The sequence below is a fragment of the Shinella sedimenti genome (assembly GCF_022601905.1).
GTDB classification, from domain to species: domain Bacteria; phylum Pseudomonadota; class Alphaproteobacteria; order Rhizobiales; family Rhizobiaceae; genus Shinella; species Shinella sedimenti.
This window is the reverse complement of record NZ_JAKVIN010000004.1, coordinates 54704-75288: the sequence shown is the minus strand read 5'-3', so window position 1 is coordinate 75288 and position 20585 is coordinate 54704. Positions and strand designations below refer to the sequence as shown.

At 60.7% G+C, this 20585-nt stretch carries 17 protein-coding genes; 6 read left to right on the top strand and 11 right to left on the bottom strand.

From position 1 onward, the window contains the following. The first annotated feature begins 15 nt into the window (after nt 1-15). Entirely contained in the window at nt 16-213 is a 198-nt protein-coding gene (locus MKI86_RS10565) for a DUF1674 domain-containing protein (RefSeq protein ID WP_241600868.1), read from the top strand. A 200-nt stretch (nt 214-413) separates the two neighbouring features. On the opposite strand, the gene acs is transcribed toward MKI86_RS10565, so the two are convergent. Further along, nucleotides 414-2369, bottom strand: a complete 1956-nt coding sequence (acs, locus tag MKI86_RS10560; protein WP_241600867.1) for an acetate--CoA ligase — start codon at nt 2367-2369, stop codon at nt 414-416. Between the two features lie 231 nt (nt 2370-2600). On the opposite strand from acs, the gene MKI86_RS10555 reads away from it, so the two are divergent. Further along, on the top strand, nt 2601-3302 hold the full coding sequence (locus MKI86_RS10555) for a DUF1013 domain-containing protein (protein ID WP_241600866.1): 702 nt from the start codon (nt 2601-2603) through the stop codon (nt 3300-3302). A 109-nt stretch (nt 3303-3411) separates the two neighbouring features. Here the strand turns inward: MKI86_RS10555 and MKI86_RS10550 are convergent, their stop codons facing one another. Both MKI86_RS10550 and MKI86_RS10545 read right to left on the bottom strand, forming a co-directional pair. Continuing rightward, nucleotides 3412-5310: a propionyl-CoA synthetase gene (locus MKI86_RS10550; protein ID WP_241600865.1), complete on the bottom strand. Its 1899-nt coding sequence runs from the start codon at nt 5308-5310 to the stop codon at nt 3412-3414. 133 nt (nt 5311-5443) lie between these two features. Further along, entirely contained in the window at nt 5444-6103 is a 660-nt protein-coding gene (locus MKI86_RS10545; RefSeq protein WP_241600864.1) for a YggS family pyridoxal phosphate-dependent enzyme, read from the bottom strand. A gap of 232 nt (nt 6104-6335) precedes the next feature. Here MKI86_RS10545 and leuS point away from each other — a divergent pair, with 232 nt between their 5' ends. From leuS to holA, 3 genes are read left to right on the top strand one after another with little or no spacing between them, the layout of a single operon-like run. Then, entirely contained in the window at nt 6336-8993 is a 2658-nt protein-coding gene (gene leuS / locus MKI86_RS10540) for a leucine--tRNA ligase (RefSeq protein WP_241600863.1), read from the top strand. After that, on the top strand, nt 8980-9504 hold the full coding sequence (gene lptE, locus MKI86_RS10535) for an LPS assembly lipoprotein LptE (RefSeq protein WP_241600862.1): 525 nt from the start codon (nt 8980-8982) through the stop codon (nt 9502-9504). The genes leuS and lptE overlap by 14 nt, the downstream gene beginning before the upstream one ends. A 7-nt stretch (nt 9505-9511) precedes the next feature. Next, nucleotides 9512-10546, top strand: coding sequence for a DNA polymerase III subunit delta (holA, locus tag MKI86_RS10530; RefSeq protein ID WP_241600861.1), 1035 nt, complete (start codon nt 9512-9514; stop codon nt 10544-10546). 15 nt (nt 10547-10561) lie between these two features. On the opposite strand, the gene MKI86_RS10525 is transcribed toward holA, so the two are convergent. The 8 genes from MKI86_RS10525 to hemE form a co-directional block, all read right to left on the bottom strand. Next, on the bottom strand, nt 10562-11452 hold the full coding sequence (locus tag MKI86_RS10525) for a ParB/RepB/Spo0J family partition protein (RefSeq protein WP_241600860.1): 891 nt from the start codon (nt 11450-11452) through the stop codon (nt 10562-10564). Between the two features lie 24 nt (nt 11453-11476). After that, complete coding sequence (locus MKI86_RS10520) at nt 11477-12271, bottom strand: ParA family protein (RefSeq protein WP_241600859.1); 795 nt, start codon at nt 12269-12271, stop codon at nt 11477-11479. Nucleotides 12272-12285: 14 nt separating this feature from the next. Then, entirely contained in the window at nt 12286-12921 is a 636-nt protein-coding gene (rsmG, locus tag MKI86_RS10515; protein ID WP_241600858.1) for a 16S rRNA (guanine(527)-N(7))-methyltransferase RsmG, read from the bottom strand. Beyond that, nucleotides 12918-14807 (bottom strand): tRNA uridine-5-carboxymethylaminomethyl(34) synthesis enzyme MnmG, encoded by a 1890-nt coding sequence (mnmG, locus tag MKI86_RS10510; protein WP_241600857.1) that lies wholly within the window; start codon nt 14805-14807, stop codon nt 12918-12920. Before mnmG ends, rsmG begins: the two co-directional genes overlap by 4 nt. 67 nt (nt 14808-14874) lie before the next feature. Further along, nucleotides 14875-16197 (bottom strand): tRNA uridine-5-carboxymethylaminomethyl(34) synthesis GTPase MnmE, encoded by a 1323-nt coding sequence (gene mnmE / locus MKI86_RS10505; protein WP_241600856.1) that lies wholly within the window; start codon nt 16195-16197, stop codon nt 14875-14877. Between the two features lie 119 nt (nt 16198-16316). Then, nucleotides 16317-17582: a transcription termination factor Rho gene (gene rho, locus MKI86_RS10500; protein WP_134648524.1), complete on the bottom strand. Its 1266-nt coding sequence runs from the start codon at nt 17580-17582 to the stop codon at nt 16317-16319. A 186-nt stretch (nt 17583-17768) separates the two neighbouring features. Next, nucleotides 17769-18308: a protoporphyrinogen oxidase HemJ gene (hemJ, locus tag MKI86_RS10495; RefSeq protein ID WP_241600855.1), complete on the bottom strand. Its 540-nt coding sequence runs from the start codon at nt 18306-18308 to the stop codon at nt 17769-17771. Continuing rightward, nucleotides 18305-19339 carry a uroporphyrinogen decarboxylase gene (gene hemE, locus MKI86_RS10490; RefSeq protein WP_241600854.1) on the bottom strand — a complete coding sequence of 345 codons (1035 nt, stop codon included), beginning with the start codon at nt 19337-19339 and terminating at the stop codon, nt 18305-18307. Before hemE ends, hemJ begins: the two co-directional genes overlap by 4 nt. A gap of 406 nt (nt 19340-19745) precedes the next feature. Here hemE and MKI86_RS10485 point away from each other — a divergent pair, with 406 nt between their 5' ends. Beyond that, nucleotides 19746-20567: a pyruvate, water dikinase regulatory protein gene (locus MKI86_RS10485; RefSeq protein ID WP_241600853.1), complete on the top strand. Its 822-nt coding sequence runs from the start codon at nt 19746-19748 to the stop codon at nt 20565-20567. Nucleotides 20568-20585: the final 18 nt, after the last annotated feature.

Below are 20585 nucleotides of genomic sequence, written 5' to 3'. Positions count from 1 at the left end.
AGGATGCCGGTTTTCATGGAAAGCGACAACGACAATCATTCTGACGGCCGCAAGGTGCTTTCGCCGGCGGCGCAGCGCGCCCTGAAGGAAGCAGAGGAACGGCGCAAGGCGGCCGCTCCGGTCGAGCGGGCCCCGGAGATCGGCGGTCGTGGCGGCGAAGACCCCGCCCGCTTCGGTGATTGGGAAATCAAAGGCCGCGCCATCGATTTCTGAGCGGGTGGAATCCGGCTCAGGAGTTCACCCCGCCCTTGCGCATGCGTCCCGCCATCAGTCCTTTTTCATCCTCAGGTTTGAGGCGAACATCGCGGCCAAAGCCCAAGGATGAAGATAGGCGCTGCATAAGTCGAGCACGATCCCAAACGAAAACGGCGGCCATTTGGCCGCCGTTTCGCTTTATATAATTCAGTCGTCTCTTAGCCGCCGGCCTTGTTCTGGCGATTGGCGATCAGATCATCGACGACGGCGGGATCGGCGAGCGTCGAGGTGTCGCCCAGCGAACCAAAATCGTCCTCGGCGATCTTGCGCAGGATGCGGCGCATGATCTTGCCAGAACGGGTCTTCGGCAGGCCGGGCGCGAACTGGATTTTATCAGGCGTCGCGATAGGGCCGATCTCCTTTCGGACATGCTTGACCAGGTCCTGACGCAGCGCATCGTTGCCTTCCTCGCCGGCCATCAGCGACACGTAGCAATAAATGCCCTGGCCCTTGAGACTGTGCGGGTAGCCGACGACGGCGGCTTCCGACACCAGATGGTGCGATACGAGCGCTGATTCGATTTCCGCCGTGCCGAGGCGGTGACCGGAAATGTTGAGCACGTCATCGACGCGGCCGGTGATCCAGTAGTAGCCGTCCTCGTCGCGGCGGCAGCCGTCGCCGGTGAAATACTTGCCCTTATAGGTGGAGAAGTAGGTTTCGACGAAGCGCTTGTGATCGCCATAGACCGAGCGCATCTGGCCGGGCCAGCTGTCGGTGATGCAAAGGTTTCCGTCGGCGACGCCCTCCAGAACACGGCCCTCATTGTCGACCAGTTCCGGCTTGACGCCGAAGAAGGGCCGGGTCGCCGAGCCGGGCTTCAGCTCCGTGGCACCGGGAAGGGGGGTGATGAGGATACCGCCGGTCTCCGTCTGCCACCAGGTATCGACGATCGGCGAACGGCCTTCGCCAACCACGTTATAATACCACTCCCAGGCCTCGGGATTGATGGGCTCGCCGACCGAGCCGAGCAGGCGTAGCGACGAACGCGATGAACGCTTCACGAAATCGTCGCCTGCGCCCATCAGCGCACGGATCGCCGTCGGCGCGGTGTAGAAGATGTTGACCTTGTGCTTGTCGACCACTTCCCAGAAGCGGCCGGCGTCCGGGAAGTTCGGCACGCCTTCGAACATCACGGTCGTCGCGCGGTTGGCGAGCGGCCCGTAGACGATATAGGAATGGCCGGTGACCCAGCCCACATCGGCAGTGCACCAGTAGATATCACCGTCCTGGTAATCGAAGACATATTTGTGCGTCATCGAGGCATAGACGAGGTAGCCGCCGGTGGTGTGCAGCACGCCCTTCGGTTTGCCGGTCGAGCCCGACGTATAGAGGATGAACAGCGGATCTTCCGCCTTCATCTTGGCCGGCGGACAATCGCGCGGCACGGTCAGAACTTCCTTGTGGTACCAGATGTCGCGGCCGGGCGCCCAGCCGGTCTTGCCGCCGGTGCGGCGCACGACGAGAACCTTGTTGACGATGACATGGTTCTTCGCGGCAATATCGATGGCCGTGTCGGTGTTTTCCTTGAGCGGGATCGGCTTGCCGCCGCGCACGCCCTCGTCGCAGGTCACGACAAAGGTCGATTCGCAGTCGACGATGCGGCCGGCCAAAGCGTCCGGCGAGAAGCCGCCGAAGACCACCGAATGAATGGCGCCGATGCGCGCGCAGGCGAGCATCGCATAGGCCGCTTCCGGGATCATCGGCATGTAGATGGTGACGCGATCGCCCTTCTTCACGCCGTGCTTCTTCATCACGTTCGCCATGCGGCAGACATGCTCGTGAAGCTCGTTATAGGTGATCTTCTTGTCGATATATGGGTTGTCGCCTTCCCAGATGATGGCGATGTCGTCGCCATGCGCCTTCAGGTGGCGGTCGATACAGTTGTAGGAGACGTTGGTAATGCCGTCCTCGAACCACTTGATCGAGACCTTGCCGGTAAACGAGGTGTTCTTGACCTTCGTATAGGGCTTGAACCAGTCGATCCGCATGCCGTGCTTGTCCCAGAAACGCTCCGGGTTCTCGATGCTTTCGCGATACCATTTCTGGTAGGTGTCATTATCGATCAGCGTGCGGCTTTTCGCGGATTTCAGGACCGGATAGGTCTTTGCGGACATGGATTCCTCCTCACTGCGCATGCGCGGGACACCGCTTTTCCTCCGGCCCCGGCAATTCCGGCAACATACATATCAGGTCAAATCCTTCCGGCAATTAGACAAAAGGTCATTTGTGCTTGAAGAATTGCATTTCTGAGACAGTGAGGTTATAGAGGGCCGAATTCCCGGAACATTGTGGTTTACGACCCACGGCCCGCGACCCCGGCGCGGACGGACAGAAGGACTATATGCATGGCTCAGCAGCTCCTCATGCCAAAAGCAACCGCGGTCTGGTTGGTCGACAACACGGCGCTGTCTTTCGAACAGATCGCGACATTCTGCAAACTGCACCCGCTCGAAGTGAAGGCCATCGCCGACGGCGAATCGGCCCAGGGCATCAAGGGTCTCGACCCGATCGCGACCGGCCAGCTCTCGCGCGACGAAATCGCCCGCGCGGAGGCCAATCCCGCCCACAAGCTGAAGCTTTCCGACCCGAAGGTGCGCGTTCCCGAATCCAAGCGCAAGGGCCCGCGCTACACACCGGTCTCCAAGCGCCAGGATCGCCCGAACGCCATTCTCTGGCTGGTGCGCAACCATCCGGAATTGAAGGACGCCCAGATCTCGCGTCTCGTCGGCACCACCAAGTCGACGATCGAGCAGATCCGCGACCGCACTCACTGGAACTCGGCCAACCTGGCGCCGATGGATCCGGTCACGCTGGGCCTTTGCTCGCAGATCGATCTCGACCTTGAAGTCGAGCGCGCCTCCAAGGGCCGGCCGCTGCCGACCGCTGCCGAACTCGGCGCCACCCTCGAATCGGCTCAGGAAACGGAAAAGCTTCCCTACAGCACTGATCGCGAGGACGAGCAGGAAATCAACGCCGATGCCGTCTTTGCCAAGCTCAAATCGCTGAAGTCGTCTACGCCGGACGAGGACGAAGACGACAAGTTCTGAGCATTCCGTCATGTCGGAGTGATAGAACCGGTCGCCACAAGCGGCCGGTTTTTTTGTCTCTGGATGCGGCGCTTGAAGACCGCCTCCGGCCTCCAGCCGGTTTTGTGCCTCAGCAGATCCTGCGCCCCGACAAAGCCTCGGCGATTTCGTCCAGGATTGCCGGATCATCGATGGTCGCGGGCATCTTCCAGTCCTGCCCGTCTGCGATCTTCTGCATGGTGCCGCGCAGGATCTTGCCCGAACGGGTTTTCGGCAGCCGCTTCACGCAGATTGCCGTCTTGAAGGCGGCAACCGGGCCGATCTGTTCACGCACCATGGCAACGACCTCCTGCTCCACATCCGATGATTCACGTGAAACACCGCTCTTCAAAACAAGGAAGCCGGCGGGGATCTGTCCCTTCACGGCGTCGGCGACGCCGATGACCGCGCACTCGGCAACGTCGCGATGGCTGGCGCAAATCTCCTCCATCGCCCCCGTGGAAAGGCGATGGCCGGCGACATTGATGATGTCGTCGGTGCGCGACATGATGAAGACGTAGCCGTCCTCATCGACATAGCCGGCATCCGCCGTCTTGTAGTAACCGGGAAATTCTGAAAGGCAGGCATCGCGAAACCGCGTATCCGCATTCCAGAAGGACGGGAGACAGCCCGGGGGCAGGGGCAGTTTGATGGCGATATTGCCAAGCGTGCCTGCCGCCACCTCGTGGCCGGCGTCGTCGAGGACATGCAGCTCGTAGCCAGGCATCGGCACGGTGGGCGAGCCATGTTTCACGGGCAACCGGTCGAGCCCGAGCGGATTTCCGACGATGGCCCAGCCCGTTTCCGTCTGCCACCAGTGATCGATGACGGGAACGCCGAGCACGGTCTCGGCCCAACGCACCGTATCGGGATCGGCCCGCTCGCCTGCCAGAAACAGCGCCCGCAGGCTGGAGAGGTCGTACCGTTTGACGAGAACGCCGTCGGGGTCTTCCTTGCGGATGGCGCGAAAGGCGGTGGGCGCGGTGAATAGCACTGAGACCTTGTACTCTTCGACCACGCGCCAGAAGGCGCCGGCATCCGGCGTACCGACCGGCTTTCCCTCGTAGAGCAACGTCGTGCTGCCGTTCAGCAGTGGCGCATAGACGATATAGGAATGGCCGACGACCCAGCCGATATCCGAAGCCGCCCAATAGACCTCGCCAGGTTCGACGCCGTAAAGCGCCCGCATCGTCCAGGCGAGCGCCACCATGTGGCCGCCATTGTCGCGGATGACGCCCTTCGGCTGGCCAGTCGTGCCCGACGTGTAGAGAATATAGAGCGGATCGGTCGCGGCAAGATTCGCGCAAGGCACCGCCCGGCCGCTTGCCGCCGCCAGCGCCGAACCAAGATCGACATCGCGCGCGGGATCGAGGTCAGCAATAAGTTCCGGCCGTTGCAGGACAAGGCATCGCGCGGGCTTGTGCTTGGCCAGCCTGACGGCGGTATCCAGCAAGGGTTTATACGCCACCACCCGGTTCGGCTCGATGCCGCAGCTTGCGGAGACGACGACCTTGGCCGACGAATCGTCGATGCGCGTTGCAAGCTCGCTCGCCGCAAAGCCGCCGAAGACCACCGAATGGATGGCGCCGATCCGCGCGCAGGCCAGCATGGCGAACACCGCCTCCGGGATCATCGGCATGTAGAGAATGACGCGATCGCCCTTTTCCACGCCGTGATCGACAAGAACGGCCGCCATTGCGCTGACATTCGAAAGCAGGTCGTTATAGCTGTAGATCACCTTTCGGCCGGTCACCGGGCTGTCATAGATCAGCGCCGCTTGGTCGCCGCGGCCGGCCGCGACATGGCGATCCACGCAATTGTGGCAGGTATTGCCGGTCGCATCGGGAAACCAGCGGCCATAGACGCCCTGCCGGTCGTCGAAAATCTCATCTGGTGGTGTGAACCAGTCTATCGCCTGCGCGGCGTCGGCCCAGTGGCGCTTGTGATCGTCCTTCCACGCACGATAGATCTCGGCATAGGTCTTTTGCATCGTCTCCTCCACATGCCCGGCCATGGCCGGGTCCTCCGACAGGAAGAATAGGGGAGGGCGGCACCGCCGCAAAGCCAGACCAAAGCCTGAGATGGATGGCCGGACCTTGCGGTTTGTCAGAACGCGGCGTGTCTCAGCGTGTGCCGAAGATCGCCGAACCGACGCGCACGCTGGTCGCGCCGAAACCGATAGCGACCTCGTAGTCGCCCGACATGCCCATCGACAGCCGGTCGAGGCTGCAACGGGCGGCGAGCTTGGCGAGAAGCGCAAAATGCGGGCCGGGATTTTCATCCGCCGGCGGAATGCACATCAGGCCCTCGATGGTCAGGCCCAGTTCTTCTCGGCAGAAGGTCACGAAGGAAAGGGTCTCATCAGGCGCGATGCCGGCCTTCTGGGGCTCGAGCCCCGTATTGACCTGCACATAGAGCCGTAGCGCCCGTCCCTGCCGCTTCATCTCGTCGGCGATGCTGCGCGCGATCTTCTCCCGGTCGACCGTCTCGATCACGTCGAACAGGGCAACGGCATCCGCGGCCTTGTTCGATTGCAAGGGGCCGATCAGGTGCAGCTCGATGCCGGCGGTATGCGCGCGCAGTTCCGGCCACTTGCCTTGCGCTTCCTGCACGCGGTTTTCGCCGAACACACGCTGTCCGGCGGCAATGGCCGGCCGGATCGCCTCGGCATCGAAGGTCTTCGACACGGCAACGAGCGTAACCTGCTCGGGCTTGCGGCCAGCCTCGCTCGCAGCCTTTTGCACGCGGCTGCGCACGTCTTCGAGACGGTCCTGAAGTTCCATGATCACTCTCCATCGGCGAAGGCAGGCCGCGCAGACGCAATGGGCAAATCTGCGGAAACGGCATGCACGGGCATACAGACCCCGGACCTAACGAAAACGGCACGCCTTGCCAAGCGCCGCAAGCCCGGAAAACTTGACGCTTCGGTGGTTTCATGATGAAGGTCTCGACACCATATTCGCAGGGGCGAACCGCCCTCCAAGACTCCCAAAAGACTTCCGGAACATCAAAGACATGGCCACCGAACGTTACAACCCGCGCGATGCCGAACCCCGCTGGCAGGCAAAATGGAACGATGAAAACGTCTTCCTGACCGACAACAACGACCCGCGCGAGAAGTACTACGTCCTCGAGATGTTCCCCTATCCCTCGGGCCGCATCCATATGGGCCATGTGCGCAATTACGCCATGGGCGATGTGGTTGCCCGCTACAAGCGCGCGCGCGGCTACAACGTGCTGCATCCGATGGGCTGGGACGCCTTCGGCATGCCGGCCGAAAACGCCGCCATGCAGAATAAGGTCCACCCCAAGGGCTGGACCTACGAAAACATCGCGACGATGCGCGGCCAGCTGAAATCGATGGGCCTGTCGCTGGACTGGTCCCGCGAATTCGCCACCTGCGACGTCGAATACTATCAGCGCCAGCAGCACCTGTTCCTGGACTTCCTGGAAAAGGGTCTGGTCTACCGCAAGCAGTCCAAGGTGAATTGGGATCCGGTCGATCATACCGTTCTCGCCAACGAGCAGGTCATCGACGGCCGCGGCTGGCGTTCCGGCGCGCTCGTCGAACAGCGCGAGCTGACGCAGTGGTTTTTCCGCATCACCGATTTCAGCCAGGATCTGCTTGATTCGCTGGAGACGCTCGACCAGTGGCCGGAGAAGGTCCGGCTCATGCAGAGCAACTGGATCGGCCGCTCGGAAGGCATGCTGGTCCGCTGGGAAGTGGTGAAGGATGCCAAGCTCGCCGCCGCGGCGCTGAGCGCCGAAGAGCAGCTTTCCGCCGAAATCACCGTCTATACGACCCGCCCGGATACGCTTTTCGGTGCATCCTTCATCGCGATCGCCGCAGACCATCCCTGGGCCAAGGCCGCCGCCGCGCAGAATCCGGCTATCGAAGAGTTCGCCGAGGAGTGCCGACGTGCCGGCACGTCGCTTGCCGCGCTCGAAACGGCGGAGAAGAAGGGCATCGACACCGGCATTCGCGTGCGTCATCCCTTCGACCCCGAATGGGAGCTGCCGGTCTACATCGCCAATTTCGTGCTGATGGACTACGGCACGGGCGCCATTTTCGGCTGCCCGTCCGGCGACCAGCGCGACCTGGATTTCGCCCGCAAATACGATCTGCCCGTCGTACCGGTGGTCATGCCGAAGGACGCGGACGCCGCCAGCTTCACCATTGGTGACGAAGCCTATGTCGGCGACGGCATCATGATCAATTCGCGCTTCCTCGATGGTCTCGGCACGAAGGAAGCCTTCGACGAAGTCGCCAACCGCCTCAGCGCCGCCACTCTCGGCAATCGCCCGGTTGGCGAGCGCAAGGTGAATTTCCGCCTGCGCGACTGGGGCATTTCGCGCCAGCGCTATTGGGGTTGCCCGATCCCGGTTATCCACTGCGAAGACTGCGGCGTGGTGCCCGTGCCGAAGGCCGACCTGCCGGTGAAGCTGCCTGATGACGTCACCTTCGACAAGCCGGGTAACCCTCTCGACCGCCACCCGACCTGGCGCCATGTCGCCTGCCCGAATTGCGGCAAGAACGCACGCCGCGAGACGGACACGATGGATACGTTCGTCGATTCGTCCTGGTACTTCGCCCGCTTCACCGCGCCGTGGGAAAACAACCCGACCGATCCGGCTGCCGCCAATGCTTGGCTGCCGGTCGACCAGTATATCGGCGGCATCGAGCATGCGATCCTGCACCTGCTCTATTCGCGCTTCTTCACCCGTGCCATGCAGGCGACCGGCCATCTGGACCTCAAGGAGCCTTTCAAGGGTCTCTTCACGCAGGGCATGGTCGTGCATGAAACCTATAGCCGCGGCGACGGCGCCAAGCGCGAATGGGTGACCCCGGCCGAAATCCGCATCGAGGATATCGACGGCAAGCGGCGCGCGGTTCACGTTGAATCCGGCGAAGAAATCGCAATCGGTTCCATCGAAAAGATGTCGAAGTCCAAGAAGAACGTGGTCGATCCGGACGACATCATCGCCTCCTACGGCGCCGATACCGCCCGCTTCTTCATGCTGTCCGATTCCCCGCCGGACCGTGACGTGATCTGGTCGGAAGCCGGCGTCGAAGGCGCGCACCGTTTCGTACAGCGCGTCTGGCGCCTGCTCTCGGAAGCCGCTCCGGCCCTGACGGCCGCGCAAGGTCGCCCGGGCATGGAAGGAGAGGCGCTGGCCGTCTCTCAGGTCGCACATCGCACGTTGAAGGCCGTACAGGGCGATTATGACAAGCTCGCCTTCAACAAGGCCGTGGCCCGCATCTACGAGTTCGTCAATGCCCTGGCTTCCCCGTTGACGGCTGCTGCTGCCGGCAAGGCCTCGGACGATCTCATCTCCGCCCTGCGTGACGCGGTCGATATCCTGATCCGCATCGTCGCTCCGATGACGCCGCACCTTGCGGAGGAATGCTGGCGTGCGATCGGCGGTGAGGGCCTCATCGCCATGAGCCCATGGCCCAGCTACGAAGAGCGCCTCGTCGCCGAAAACGAAATCACGCTGCCCGTACAGATCAATGGCAAGAAGCGCGCGGATTTGACAATCGGTCGCGACGCAGACCAGAGTGCGGTCGAGGCAGCCGTTCTCGCCATAGAGGCCGTTCAGGCTGCTCTTGCCGGTCAGCGCCCGAAGAAAATCATCGTCGTACCGCAGAGGATCGTGAATGTTGTTGTCTAACGGAACCGGTTTCTCGCGGCTTGGAAAGACCCTCGCCGGCATCCTGCTTCTGGCCGCCGTCGCGGGCTGCCAGGTGCGTCCCCTCTATTCCACGGCGAGCGACATGGAAGGCAAGCTTGCATCCGTGTCGATACCGGAAATCAACAACCGCGTCGGCCAGCAGGTTCGCAACGACCTGATCTTCCTCTTCGCCGGTGGCGCGGGCGAGGCGCAGAACGCCGCCTACCGGCTCGACCTGACCGTCAGCGCCGGAACCGGCGGTGTGCTCAACGATCCCGCGACCGACACCATGCGCGCGGGCCGCACGACCGTTTTGGGAACCTTCACCCTGGTGAGGGTCGATACGGGCGAAACGGTGACATCAGGAAAGCGCTCTGCGATTGCACTCGTGGACTTCCCGAAGCAGGAATTCGCCAAGCTCAGGGCCATTCGCGACGCGGAAAACCGCGCCGCCCGCGAACTTGCCGAGCTGATCCGCGCCGACGTCGCCACCGCGCTGAGCCGTCGCTGAGCCTGTCATGGCAGAGGTCAAGTCGCACGAATTCGATGCCTTCCTGAAACGGAAGCCGTTGCCCGCGCGGCTTTTTCTGATCTACGGCCCGGACAGGGGCCTTGTTTCCGAGCGTGCGGCGGCAATCGCCGCGGCCAGCGGCGTCGATCTCGACGACGCCTTTTCGGTCGTCAAACTCGATGCAGGCGAAATCGGCAGCCACCCAGGACGCCTGATCGACGAGATGAACGCCATCGGCCTTTTCGGCGGTGAACGTCTGGTCTGGGTCCGCAATGCCGCAAGCGAGAAGGGCATCGCCGACGCCATAGATATCCTCGCAAGCCAATCCCCGGGCCCGTCGACGCTCGTCATCGAGGCAGGTGACCTCAAAAAGGGTTCGGCCCTGCGGAAGGTAGTGGAAACCACGTCCCAAGCCGTTGCAATCCCCTGTTATGCCGACGATGGACGTGCACTCCAATCTTTGATCGATCAGGAGCTTGCCGCAGAGGGCTTGCGCATCTCGCCTGCAGCGCGCCAGCGCCTCGTGGAAACAATCGGCGGCGACCGGTTGGCTTCCCGCAACGAACTGCGCAAACTCGCTCTCTATTGCCGTGGCCGTGAGCTCATCGAAGAGCAGGATATCGAGGAAATCGTGGGAGACGCCAGCGCCATCTCCACGGATGACGCGATCGACGCCATTCTGAAGGGCGACAAGGATGGCTTTCTGCATGCAATCCAGAAGATCGTTTCGTCGAAGACGCCGGTCTTCCTCGTGCTGCAGGGATGTCTCAGGCAGTTTCAGCTGCTCGAGTTGATGCGCGCGGAGATGGACGAGAAGCGCGCACCGGCCGCCCAGGCCATGGCAACGCTCGGCCGCCATCTGCATTTCCGGCGCAAACCCATCGTGGAGAACGCGTTGAAGACATGGGCTTCGCCCGCGATCCGTCGTGAAACGCAGCGTTTGCAGGCAGCCATCCTGCAAAGCCGTCAGCGGCCGGCGCTGGAAGACACCATTGCCATGCAGACTTTGCTGGCAACGGTGCTGCAATCAGCGCGGCGATGAATCCGGCTAAGAAAGTTACCGTCGCTCCAGAAGCCGGCAGATTTCCTCGAGCTGTTCCAATGTCTTGTAGGAAATCTTCAAATGCCCGCCGCTGCCCTTGTGGTTGACTGTTACGTCAAGACCCAGAACGTCCGACAGCGTACGCTCCAGCGCGAGCGTATCGGCGTCCTTCTCGTCCTTGCGCGGCGCCTGGCCGTGGTTCGGATCGTTCTGCGATTTGATGTCGTTCTGCGCCAGACGCTCGGCATCGCGAACCGACATTCCCTTCGCGACAATGGCACGGGCCAGTGCAATGGGGTCGGAGGTTGGCACTAGAGCGCGCGCGTGACCGGCTGAAAGCGTGCCGGACGCCAGCATTTCCCGGACAGGGTCGGGAAGCTTCAGCAAGCGGAGGCTATTTGCCACATGGCTGCGGCTCTTGCCGATGATTTCACCGAGATCGTTCTGCGTATAACCGTGATCAGCGATCAGCAGCTCGTATCCCATCGCCTCCTCAAGCGGGTTGAGATCGGAGCGCTGCACGTTCTCCACGATGGCGATTTCCAGCGCCGTGCGGTCATCGACATCGCGGATGATGACGGGAATGTCGGTTAGGCCTGCAAGCTGCGCCGCGCGCCAGCGTCGTTCACCGGCTATGATTTCATAACGGTTGTCCGACGTGGTGCGCACGACAACCGGCTGGACGATGCCGTGCTGTCGGATCGAGGACGCAAGATCCTGAAGTTCCGACTCATCGAAGTAGCGCCGAGGATTGCGCGGATTGCGTCCGACAAACTCGATAGGGACAAGCCGATCCGGGTTAACCGCAGGTGCCGCGCCGATTTCGGCGGCCGGGATCTGGTCCATCTCGCCGATCAGGGCGGCTAGTCCGCGGCCGAGCCGCCTCTTTGAGTTGTCTTCATTCATCGATTCTACTCACAGATACGAATGTCAGGCCGCCTTGCGCTGCCTTTCACGCTGAATGACCTCGGAAGCCAGCTGAAGATAGGCCTGACTTCCGGCACATTTGAGATCGTACAAAATGGCCGGCTTGCCGTACGACGGCGCCTCCGATACCCGCACATTGCGGGGAATAAGCGTATGATACACCTTCTCGCCGAGATGTGTGCGAACGTCGTTGACGACCTGTTGGGCGAGATTGTTACGCGAGTCGAACATGGTCAGCACGATACCCTGGATATCCAAGCGCGGATTGACAGTGCGACGCACCTGATCGACAGTTTCCAGCAACTGGCTCAAACCTTCCAGCGCGAAGAACTCGCACTGCAGCGGCACAAGAACCGAATGCGCTGCCGCCAGCGCGTTCATCGTCAACAGATTGAAGGACGGCGGGCAGTCGACCAGTACGTAAGAGTAAGACATCGCATCGGCCGATGCGAGCGCGCGCTTGAGTCGAAACACGCGATCGCTCTGCTGCGCGATCTCCATTTCGATGCCGAGCAGATCCATCGTTGATGGAATGATCGACAGGTTCGGCACGGCCGTCGCCAGCGCTGTTTCCGCCACACCATGGCTGCCGACCAAAAGATCGTAGGACGACAGCTCGCGATTGCGTCGGTCGATACCAAGACCCGTGCTGGCATTGCCTTGCGGATCGAGGTCGACGATCAGGACGCGTTCGCCGATAGCGGCGAGGGCGGTGGCCAGGTTGATGGCCGTCGTCGTCTTGCCGACGCCACCCTTCTGGTTTGCAATGGTGATGATCCGGTTCTTCTCGCCTATCATGGACGCTGCCAGTCTCACTGAGGTTGTCGCGAAAGCTTTGAAATTTCGAGCACGACAGAATCCCGCTCGACCACACTGGCATGTTTTACCAGATCGAATCTCCAGCGACCATGCGCTTTATCGATCTCGCGTTGGTAATCCCGCCCTTTGTGCAGGAAAAAGGTGAGGTCTGGGTTTCGCTCAGCCCACGGCAGACCGAATTGCAATAGCAGATCGAGATCAGCCAGCGCCCGCGCCGAGATCGCGTCGCAGTCTTCTATAGTAGCGGGCGCATCCTCGATTCGGATGGCATGAACCGACGCACGAGCGCCGGTTTCCAGGATCGCCGTGCGCAGAAATGCCGCCTTCTTGTTATTGCTTTCAACCAGATGAACCCATCCATCACCGATTCCGGCCAACAAGATGCCCGTGACAATCCCTGGAAATCCACCTCCGCTCCCAAGATCGGCCCAGGTTTGCTCTCCCGGGCGAAGGGCGTAGATCTGCGCACTGTCGACGATATGCCGGTTCCAGACTTCGGACAGGGTGGAGGGCGCAACGAGATTGATCGTCTTCACCCATTTCTGGAACAGCGCGACAAAGATCGTCAATCGCTCTTCAGTTTCACGTGAAACATTGAGGTCGCGTAGAAGTCGGGGAAGTGCACTCATATCTTTACAGTTCTTTGCGCCAAATCGTTGTCCAGACGCTTTAGATAGGCCAGGAGAAGGGTCAGGGCGGCCGGCGTAACGCCATCTACGCGCGCTGCCTGCGCAAGATTCGCAGGTCGCGCCACGGTCAATTTCTGCCGCAGTTCAATGGAGAGGCCCGGGAGCGTGTTGAAATCGAAATCCTGGGGAATCTGCCGCTGTTCTTCCCGACGGGCCTCCGAAATGTCCGCTTCCTGCCGATTCATATAAACCGCATAAGCTGCCTCGATCTCAACCGCCTGGGAGACCCGGCCGGGCACATTTCCAAGAATTTCAGGCCATACGGCTGCGAGACGCTTATAGTCGATGTCGGGATAGGCCAGCAGTTCATAGGCGCTCCGACGGACACCGTCCTGATTGAGACGAATGCCATGGGATGCTGCTTCGTTCGGAGACAGCTTCAATGAGTGTAACTTCTCACGCGTTATCCGCATGTCGTCAGACCAGGATGAAAAACGTACCTCACGCTCCCGGCCGACAATACCAAGCTCGATACCCGAAGGTGTTAGGCGAACATCCGCATTATCCGCGCGCAGCGACAGGCGATATTCCGCGCGCGAGGTGAACATGCGGTAGGGCTCGGTAACGCCGCGTGATGTCAGGTCGTCAATCATCACGCCGATATAGCTGTCCGTCCGGCTGAAGACGTGGCCCTCTCGGCCGGCGGCGCGGCGCGCAGCGTTCAGGCCGGCAACGAGTCCCTGCGCCGCGGCTTCCTCATAGCCCGTGGTCCCATTGATCTGCCCGGCAAGGAAAAGCCCCTCCTGCCGCTTCACTTCAAGTGTCGGGGAAAGTTCGCGCGGATCGACATGATCATATTCGATGGCGTAACCAGGCTGCGAAATCGTAACTGCCTCCAGCCCGGGGATTGTGTGGATGAAAGCAGCCTGCACGTCTGCGGGCAGCGAGGTCGAAATGCCATTGGGATACACCGTGGGATCATCCAGTCCTTCCGGCTCAAGGAAGATCTGATGCCCGTCTCGCTCACCGAACTTGACGATCTTGTCCTCTATGGATGGGCAATAGCGTGGACCGACGCCCTCGATCTGTCCGGAATACATGGCGGATTTGCCGATGTTCTCTTCGATGATCCGATGTGTCGCTGGCGTCGTTCGCGTGACGCCGCACTCGATCTGCCGTGTGGTGATACGGTCCGTCATGAACGAGAAAGGCACAGGATCCTCATCGGCCGCCTGTCGGCCAATCGAAGCCCAGTCAATGGTGCGGCCATCCAGTCGCGCCGGTGTTCCGGTCTTCAGCCGTCCCAACGCCAGGCCAAGGCGTTCGAAGGTCGCTGAGAGTCCGAGAGAAGGGGATTCGCCCACTCGCCCGGCAGGAATCTTTTCGTTGCCGATATGAATGAGGCCGCGCAGGAACGTCCCGGTCGTCACGACAACGGCGCGACACAACAGCGATCGGCCATCCTTAAGCGTCAATCCGGCGACGCTTCCCTGATCGATAACAAGATCGAAGGCATCGCCTTCGATGATGTCCAAATTCGCGATGAGGCGTGCCTCATCCTGCATCGCCTCGCGATAAAGCTTTCGGTCCGCTTGGGTGCGGGGACCTCGCACCGCTGGGCCTTTCCGACGGTTCAACAGGCGGAACTGGATTCCGGCCTTGTCTGCAACACGTCCCATCAGCCCATCGAGTGCATCAACCTCCCTGACAAGGTGACCCTTGCCAAGGCCGCCAATAGCAGGGTTGCAGGACATAACACCAATCGTAGTCGCTTTGTGGGTGACAAGAGCCGTCGAAGCGCCAAAACGGGCAGCGGCGGCGGCGGCTTCCATACCCGCGTGACCACCACCGATGACGATGACATCATATGTATCTTTTATAGTCATAGTGCGCCCACCTGTTTCACGTGAAACGCCCGTCGCGACTCGCACACGTTGTACTGTTTCACGTGAATCATTTTCCTATGCAGAATTCCGAAAAGATAACGTCTAGCAGATTCTCGACATCGACCCGACCTGTGATCCTTCCAAGCGCGTGACCTGCCAGACGGAGATGCTCCGCCTGGATATCCAGCCCCGCTGCCGCATTATCCAATGCCGCCTGAATGTGCTGCCGGCACGTCTCAAGGCCAATCCGGTGACGCTCGCGGGTCGGGAGCGCCAACGAGCCGCCTACGTCAAGAGAAGGTAGATGCTCGCTCATCCGATCGATGAGTTGATCGATACCAACACCAGATTTCGTCGAGATCATAACATTGACCGGGCTATTCGGCAAAGTCTCATCGGAAAGGTCGGATTTGGTCCGGACCCGGAGAATGGGACCGGTAAAGTTCCCCAACAGTCCAATCCAGTCCGTTGTGTCATTCTCCGACAGCAGAAGAACCAAGTCGGCTTGTTCAAGCGACAGATGGGTCCGGCGAATCCCTTCCCGTTCAACCACGTCATCGGTTTCCCGCAGACCAGCTGTGTCATAGAGACGGACGACGTAACCACCAATATCGAGATCGACGTGCAAAACGTCGCGGGTCGTACCGGGCACATCCGTCACGATCGCTACATCCCGCTGCGCCAAATAGTTGAGAAGGCTGGATTTCCCAGAGTTAGGAGGACCGGCGATGACCACCTTCAACCCGTCGCGGACAATTTCGCCGGCGCGCGCTCCATCGATATGGTTAAAAATGTCTTCCGCCAGTGTATGCATATCGGCCCAAATAGACGCGGAAACTGAACCTGGGACATCGTCTTCATCCGCAAAATCGAGCTCCGCCTCGATCATGGCGCGCGCATGGGTTAATCGTTTCGCCCACGAATCGTATAAGCGGGATAGGCCACCAGAGGTCTGTTCGGCTGCCAGCCGGCGCTGCATCTCGGTTTCTGCCGCGATGAGATCAGCCAGGCCTTCCACCTCGACCAGATCCATGCGCCCATTGAGAAAGGCCCGACGGGAGAACTCGCCGGCCTCGGCCATGCGTAAGTCGCCTATGGAGCCCAGCTCAGCGAGCACGGCGGCAACGGTTGCACGCCCACCGTGAATTTGCAGTTCTGCGCAGTCCTCGCCAGTAAAGGAGTTTGGCGCCGGGAAGAACAGCACAAGACCTTGGTCGATTGCTTCACTGTTGCGGTTTCGAATCGATCGCAAGGACGCGTGGCGGGGAGCAGGTATGGCGCCACAGAGTTGCGTCACCGCGGCGCTGCATTCCGGTCCGCTGATCCGGATCACCGCGACGCCCGAAGGCAAGCCTCCGCTTGATAGGGCAAAAATGGTTCCAGTGCTCATCTAGACTATTCCGGATACGAATCGACAGAATTCGTTTCGGTCGAGAATCGATATGGCTCTCAAATAAAAATGGTCCCACCATCGGGCGGGACCATTGGACACAGTCACCTGCGAACGGATCAGGTGTTCATCGAGTCGAAGAAGTCGCCATTGTTCTTCGTCTGCTTCAGCTTGTCGATCAGGAACTCGATGGCATCGGTGGTTCCCATCGGCGCAAGGATGCGGCGCAGAACAAAGATCTTTTGGAGATCCTGGCGTGGAACCAGCAGGTCTTCCTTGCGGGTACCGGACTTGAGGATGTCCATGGCCGGGAAGATGCGCTTGTCGGCCACCTTGCGGTCGAGCACGATTTCCGAGTTGCCGGTACCCTTGAACTCTTCGAAGATGACTTCGTCCATGCGGCTGCCGGTATCGATAAGGGCCGTGGCAATGATCGTCAGCGAGCCGCCTTCCTCGATATTACGCGCAGCACCGAAGAAGCGCTTCGGACGCTGCAGGGCGTTGGCATCCACACCACCCGTCAGGACCTTGCCGGACGACGGAACGACAGTGTTATAGGCGCGGCCGAGGCGGGTGATCGAATCGAGCAGGATCACGACGTCGCGGCCGTGCTCGACGAGACGCTTCGCCTTCTCGATGACCATTTCGGCGACCTGCACGTGACGCGTCGCGGGTTCGTCGAAGGTCGAGGAAACGACTTCGCCCTTCACCGAGCGCTGCATGTCCGTCACTTCTTCCGGACGCTCGTCGATCAGAAGAACAATGAGATAACATTCCGGATGGTTGGCGGTGATCGAATGGGCGATGTTCTGGAGCAGAACGGTCTTACCCGTGCGCGGAGGCGCCACGATCAGGCCGCGCTGGCCCTTGCCGAGCGGCGCCACGAGGTCGATGACGCGGGGCGAAAGGTCCTTGGACGTGGGAATGTCCAGTTCCATCTTGAAGCGCTCGTTCGGATAGAGCGGCGTCAGGTTGTCGAAATGGACCTTGTGACGGATCTTTTCCGGGTCGTCGAAATTGATCGTATTGACCTTGAGCAGCGCGAAATAGCGCTCGCCTTCCTTGGGTCCGCGGATCGGTCCCTCGACAGTATCGCCGGTCTTCAGCGAGAAACGGCGGATCTGGGAGGGTGAGATGTAGATATCGTCAGGGCCCGGCAGGTAATTCGCATTGGCAGACCGAAGGAAGCCAAAACCGTCCTGCAGCACTTCGACGACGCCTTCGCCGATGATTTCCACATCCTGAGACGCCAGCATCTTGAGGATGGCAAACATCAGTTCCTGCTTGCGCATCGTGCTCGCGTTCTCGACCTCGAGCGATTCGGCAAAAGCAAGGAGGTCGGTCGGAGTCTTGTTCTTGAGGTCTTGTAGCTTCATTTCGGCCATGAATGGTCCATGCTGCGGGTCATCGGGATGGAAAAAGGCGTGCGGGTCAAGGACGAACTGCGAGGGGAAGAATGCAGTTCACTGAACGAATACACATGCCACGAAAGATGAGATGCGCGGAAAATAGCGGTTCCGGCGCCTGCTCGCAAGGGGGCTTTGGAATTTCGTCCGATTTGTCGCGGACGCTCACAAAGGTTTGACGACGACCATGATCACGATGAGGACCATCAGCAGCGCCGGCGCCTCGTTCCAGAGACGCCACTGACGGCCGGTCCTGCGGTTCCTGTCCTCGGCGAAGGCCTGGACGGCACGGCCGTAAAATTCGTGCACACCGCTCAAAATCACCACGAAAGCGAGCTTGGCGTGCAGCCAGCCGCCCTGGAAACCGTAGACCGACCACGCGAGATAGAGGCCAAGCAGCCAGGAAAGCGCCATGGCTGGCCGCATGATCGTGCCGAAAAGCCGTTTTTCCATCACCTTGAAGGTTTCCGACTGCGCGGAACCCACGGGCGCATCCGTGTGATAGACGAACAGACGCGGCAGGTAGAGCAGACCCGCCATCCAGGAAATAACCGCCACGATGTGCAGCGCCTTGATCCAGAGATAGAGATCGTCGGGCGGAAAAAGCACGAGCAGACCCGCCACGACGGCGAAGACGGCTAGGGCCGCTGCGGCACGAAGCCGTGCTCGGCGTCCGGCACCTTCGCCTGTCTGCCTCTCGGTCACTGCGCTTCTCCCCGTACCCGCGCCACAAGCCGCGTCACATTTTCCGGGTCGGCCTGCGGCGTGATGCCGTGACCCAGATTGAAGATCAGGGGGCCGTTGCCGAGCGCCTGGAGAATGGCATCGATGCCTTCGTCGAGCGCATTTCCACCCGCCACGACCCGCATCGGATCGAGGTTGCCCTGTACCGGCCCGTCCTTCTGCAATTCTGCCGCAAAGGACAGCGGCACGGACCAGTCGAGACCGATTGCATCCGCCAGCGTCTGTTGCCGATACGTTTTCAGGAGCAGGCCGGCTCCCTTGGCAAAGGCGATGATCTTGGCCTGCGGCCGCCGCGCCCTGACCGACTGGATGATACGCCGCACAGGCCGGATGGCATAGTCGTCAAATTCCTTTTCGCCGAGAACTCCCGCCCAGGAATCGAAGATCTGCACGGCATCGGCACCGGCGTCGATCTGCGCCACCAGATAATCGGCTGAGAGATCGGCAAGCAGATCGAGCAGATGTGCGAAGGCCTTCGGCTCGCGATAGGCAAACAGCCGCGCCGGCGCCTGGTCCGGCGTCCCGTGTCCGGCGATCATGTAGGTCGCAACCGTCCAGGGCGCGCCGCAGAAGCCAAGCAGGGCGGTTTCTTCGGGAAGGGCCTGCCGGATGCGGCTCACCGCTTCGATGACGGGCGTCAGGTGCTGCTGCACGCCGTCCTGCTTCAGGGCGAAGATGCCGTCGGGATCGATCGGATCGAGACGGGGTCCATGGCCTTCCTCGAAGCGAACATTCCGATCGAGCGCATCGGGAATGACGAGGATATCGGAAAACAGGATCGCTGCGTCAAAACCGTAACGACGGATCGGTTGGAGCGTAACTTCCGTCGCCAGCTCCGGCGAATAACAGAGATCGAGGAAACTTCCTGCCGCAGCGCGCGTTGCACGGTATTCCGGCAGATAACGGCCGGCCTGACGCATGAGCCACAGGGGAGGGGGGGAGATCGTCTTCCCATTCAGGACTTCGACGATCTTCCGGTTTTTCGCAGACACCTGAGGGGTTCTCCCAATAAAGAAATAATCTCTTTGAAGAGGTTTCTATTTCTTAGAGTCGGTGACTATCAAGGATTAAATCCCGTCCACACAAAGCCAGCGTCTGCCGTTTTCATTCCGAAAACCCGAAGCAATGGCGCGAAATGTGACGGGAAAACCGGGAAAAGCGGATTCGTTCTTTGGAATCAAAAGGATTGCTCGTGCCCCGAAAAACGGCTGCCTGTGGATAGGCTGTGGGAAATCGCGACACTATGCCATGGCCATGAGTCTTATCCACATGCTGCCTCGATCTGTCTCCCGCTGACCGCCAATTGTGGAAAAGTCGGCACTTATCCCCTTGCCTCCGTCCGCCTGCCGTTCTTAGCTCCGTTTTGTCCCGCGTCATCAACAGGGGGCGGAGGATAATGTGGACAGCAGCAAGAACTACTTTCATTTGCACCTGATTTCGGACTCGACGGGTGAAACGCTGATTGCTGCCGGCCGGGCGGCGGCGGCGCAATTCCAGTCGTCCCAGGCGCTGGAGCATGTCTATCCGCTGATTCGAAATCGCAAGCAGCTCATGCCGGTGCTCGAGGCCATCGATGGCGCGCCCGGCATCGTGCTCTACACCGTCGTCGACCGCGAGCTTTCCGAGATTATCGACCAACGCTGCCGGGAGATGGGCGTGCCGTGCGTTTCCGTGCTGGAACCGGTGATCGATCTCTTTCAGTCCTATCTCGGCGCGCCGTCGCGCCGTCGTGTCGGGGCGCAGCATGTGATGAATGCGGATTATTTCGCACGGATCGATGCGCTGAACTTCACGATGGACCATGACGACGGACAGTTGCCGCTCGATCTGGAGGAGGCTGATGTCATCCTCATAGGCATCAGCCGAACGTCGAAGACGCCGACCAGCATCTATCTGGCCAACAGGGGCATCAAGACGGCGAATGTACCGATCGTGCTCGGCGTGCCCCTGCCCGAACGCCTGTCGGAGGCGAAGCGCCCGCTGATCGTCGGTCTCATTGCCACCACCGACCGGATCGCCCAGGTGCGGCAGAACCGGGTTCTCGGCCAAACCCAGGATTTTCGGGGCGACGACTATATCGACCGCGCGCAGATTTCCGAGGAGCTGAAATATGCCCGCGCGATCTGCGCGCGAAATAACTGGCCGATCATCGACGTCACCCGCCGCTCGATCGAGGAAACGGCCGCTGCCATCGTTGCTCTTCGCCCCAAGCTTCGGTAACGCGGAAGAGTAACGGGA

Coding starts and splice junctions, on each gene's coding strand:
- rsmG (WP_241600858.1), bottom strand. CDS start 12,921: ATGAGTGCACTTCCCCGACTTCTACGCGACCTCAATGTTTCACGTGAA.
- MKI86_RS10525 (WP_241600860.1), bottom strand. CDS start 11,452: ATGAATGAAGACAACTCAAAGAGGCGGCTCGGCCGCGGACTAGCCGCC.
- rho (WP_134648524.1), bottom strand. CDS start 17,582: ATGGCCGAAATGAAGCTACAAGACCTCAAGAACAAGACTCCGACCGAC.
- holA (WP_241600861.1), top strand. CDS start 9,512: ATGGCAGAGGTCAAGTCGCACGAATTCGATGCCTTCCTGAAACGGAAG.
- acs (WP_241600867.1), bottom strand. CDS start 2,369: ATGTCCGCAAAGACCTATCCGGTCCTGAAATCCGCGAAAAGCCGCACG.
- leuS (WP_241600863.1), top strand. CDS start 6,336: ATGGCCACCGAACGTTACAACCCGCGCGATGCCGAACCCCGCTGGCAG.
- MKI86_RS10550 (WP_241600865.1), bottom strand. CDS start 5,310: ATGCAAAAGACCTATGCCGAGATCTATCGTGCGTGGAAGGACGATCAC.
- lptE (WP_241600862.1), top strand. CDS start 8,980: ATGTTGTTGTCTAACGGAACCGGTTTCTCGCGGCTTGGAAAGACCCTC.
- mnmG (WP_241600857.1), bottom strand. CDS start 14,807: ATGACTATAAAAGATACATATGATGTCATCGTCATCGGTGGTGGTCAC.
- MKI86_RS10545 (WP_241600864.1), bottom strand. CDS start 6,103: ATGGAACTTCAGGACCGTCTCGAAGACGTGCGCAGCCGCGTGCAAAAG.
- MKI86_RS10555 (WP_241600866.1), top strand. CDS start 2,601: ATGGCTCAGCAGCTCCTCATGCCAAAAGCAACCGCGGTCTGGTTGGTC.
- MKI86_RS10520 (WP_241600859.1), bottom strand. CDS start 12,271: ATGATAGGCGAGAAGAACCGGATCATCACCATTGCAAACCAGAAGGGT.
- mnmE (WP_241600856.1), bottom strand. CDS start 16,197: ATGAGCACTGGAACCATTTTTGCCCTATCAAGCGGAGGCTTGCCTTCG.
- MKI86_RS10565 (WP_241600868.1), top strand. CDS start 16: ATGGAAAGCGACAACGACAATCATTCTGACGGCCGCAAGGTGCTTTCG.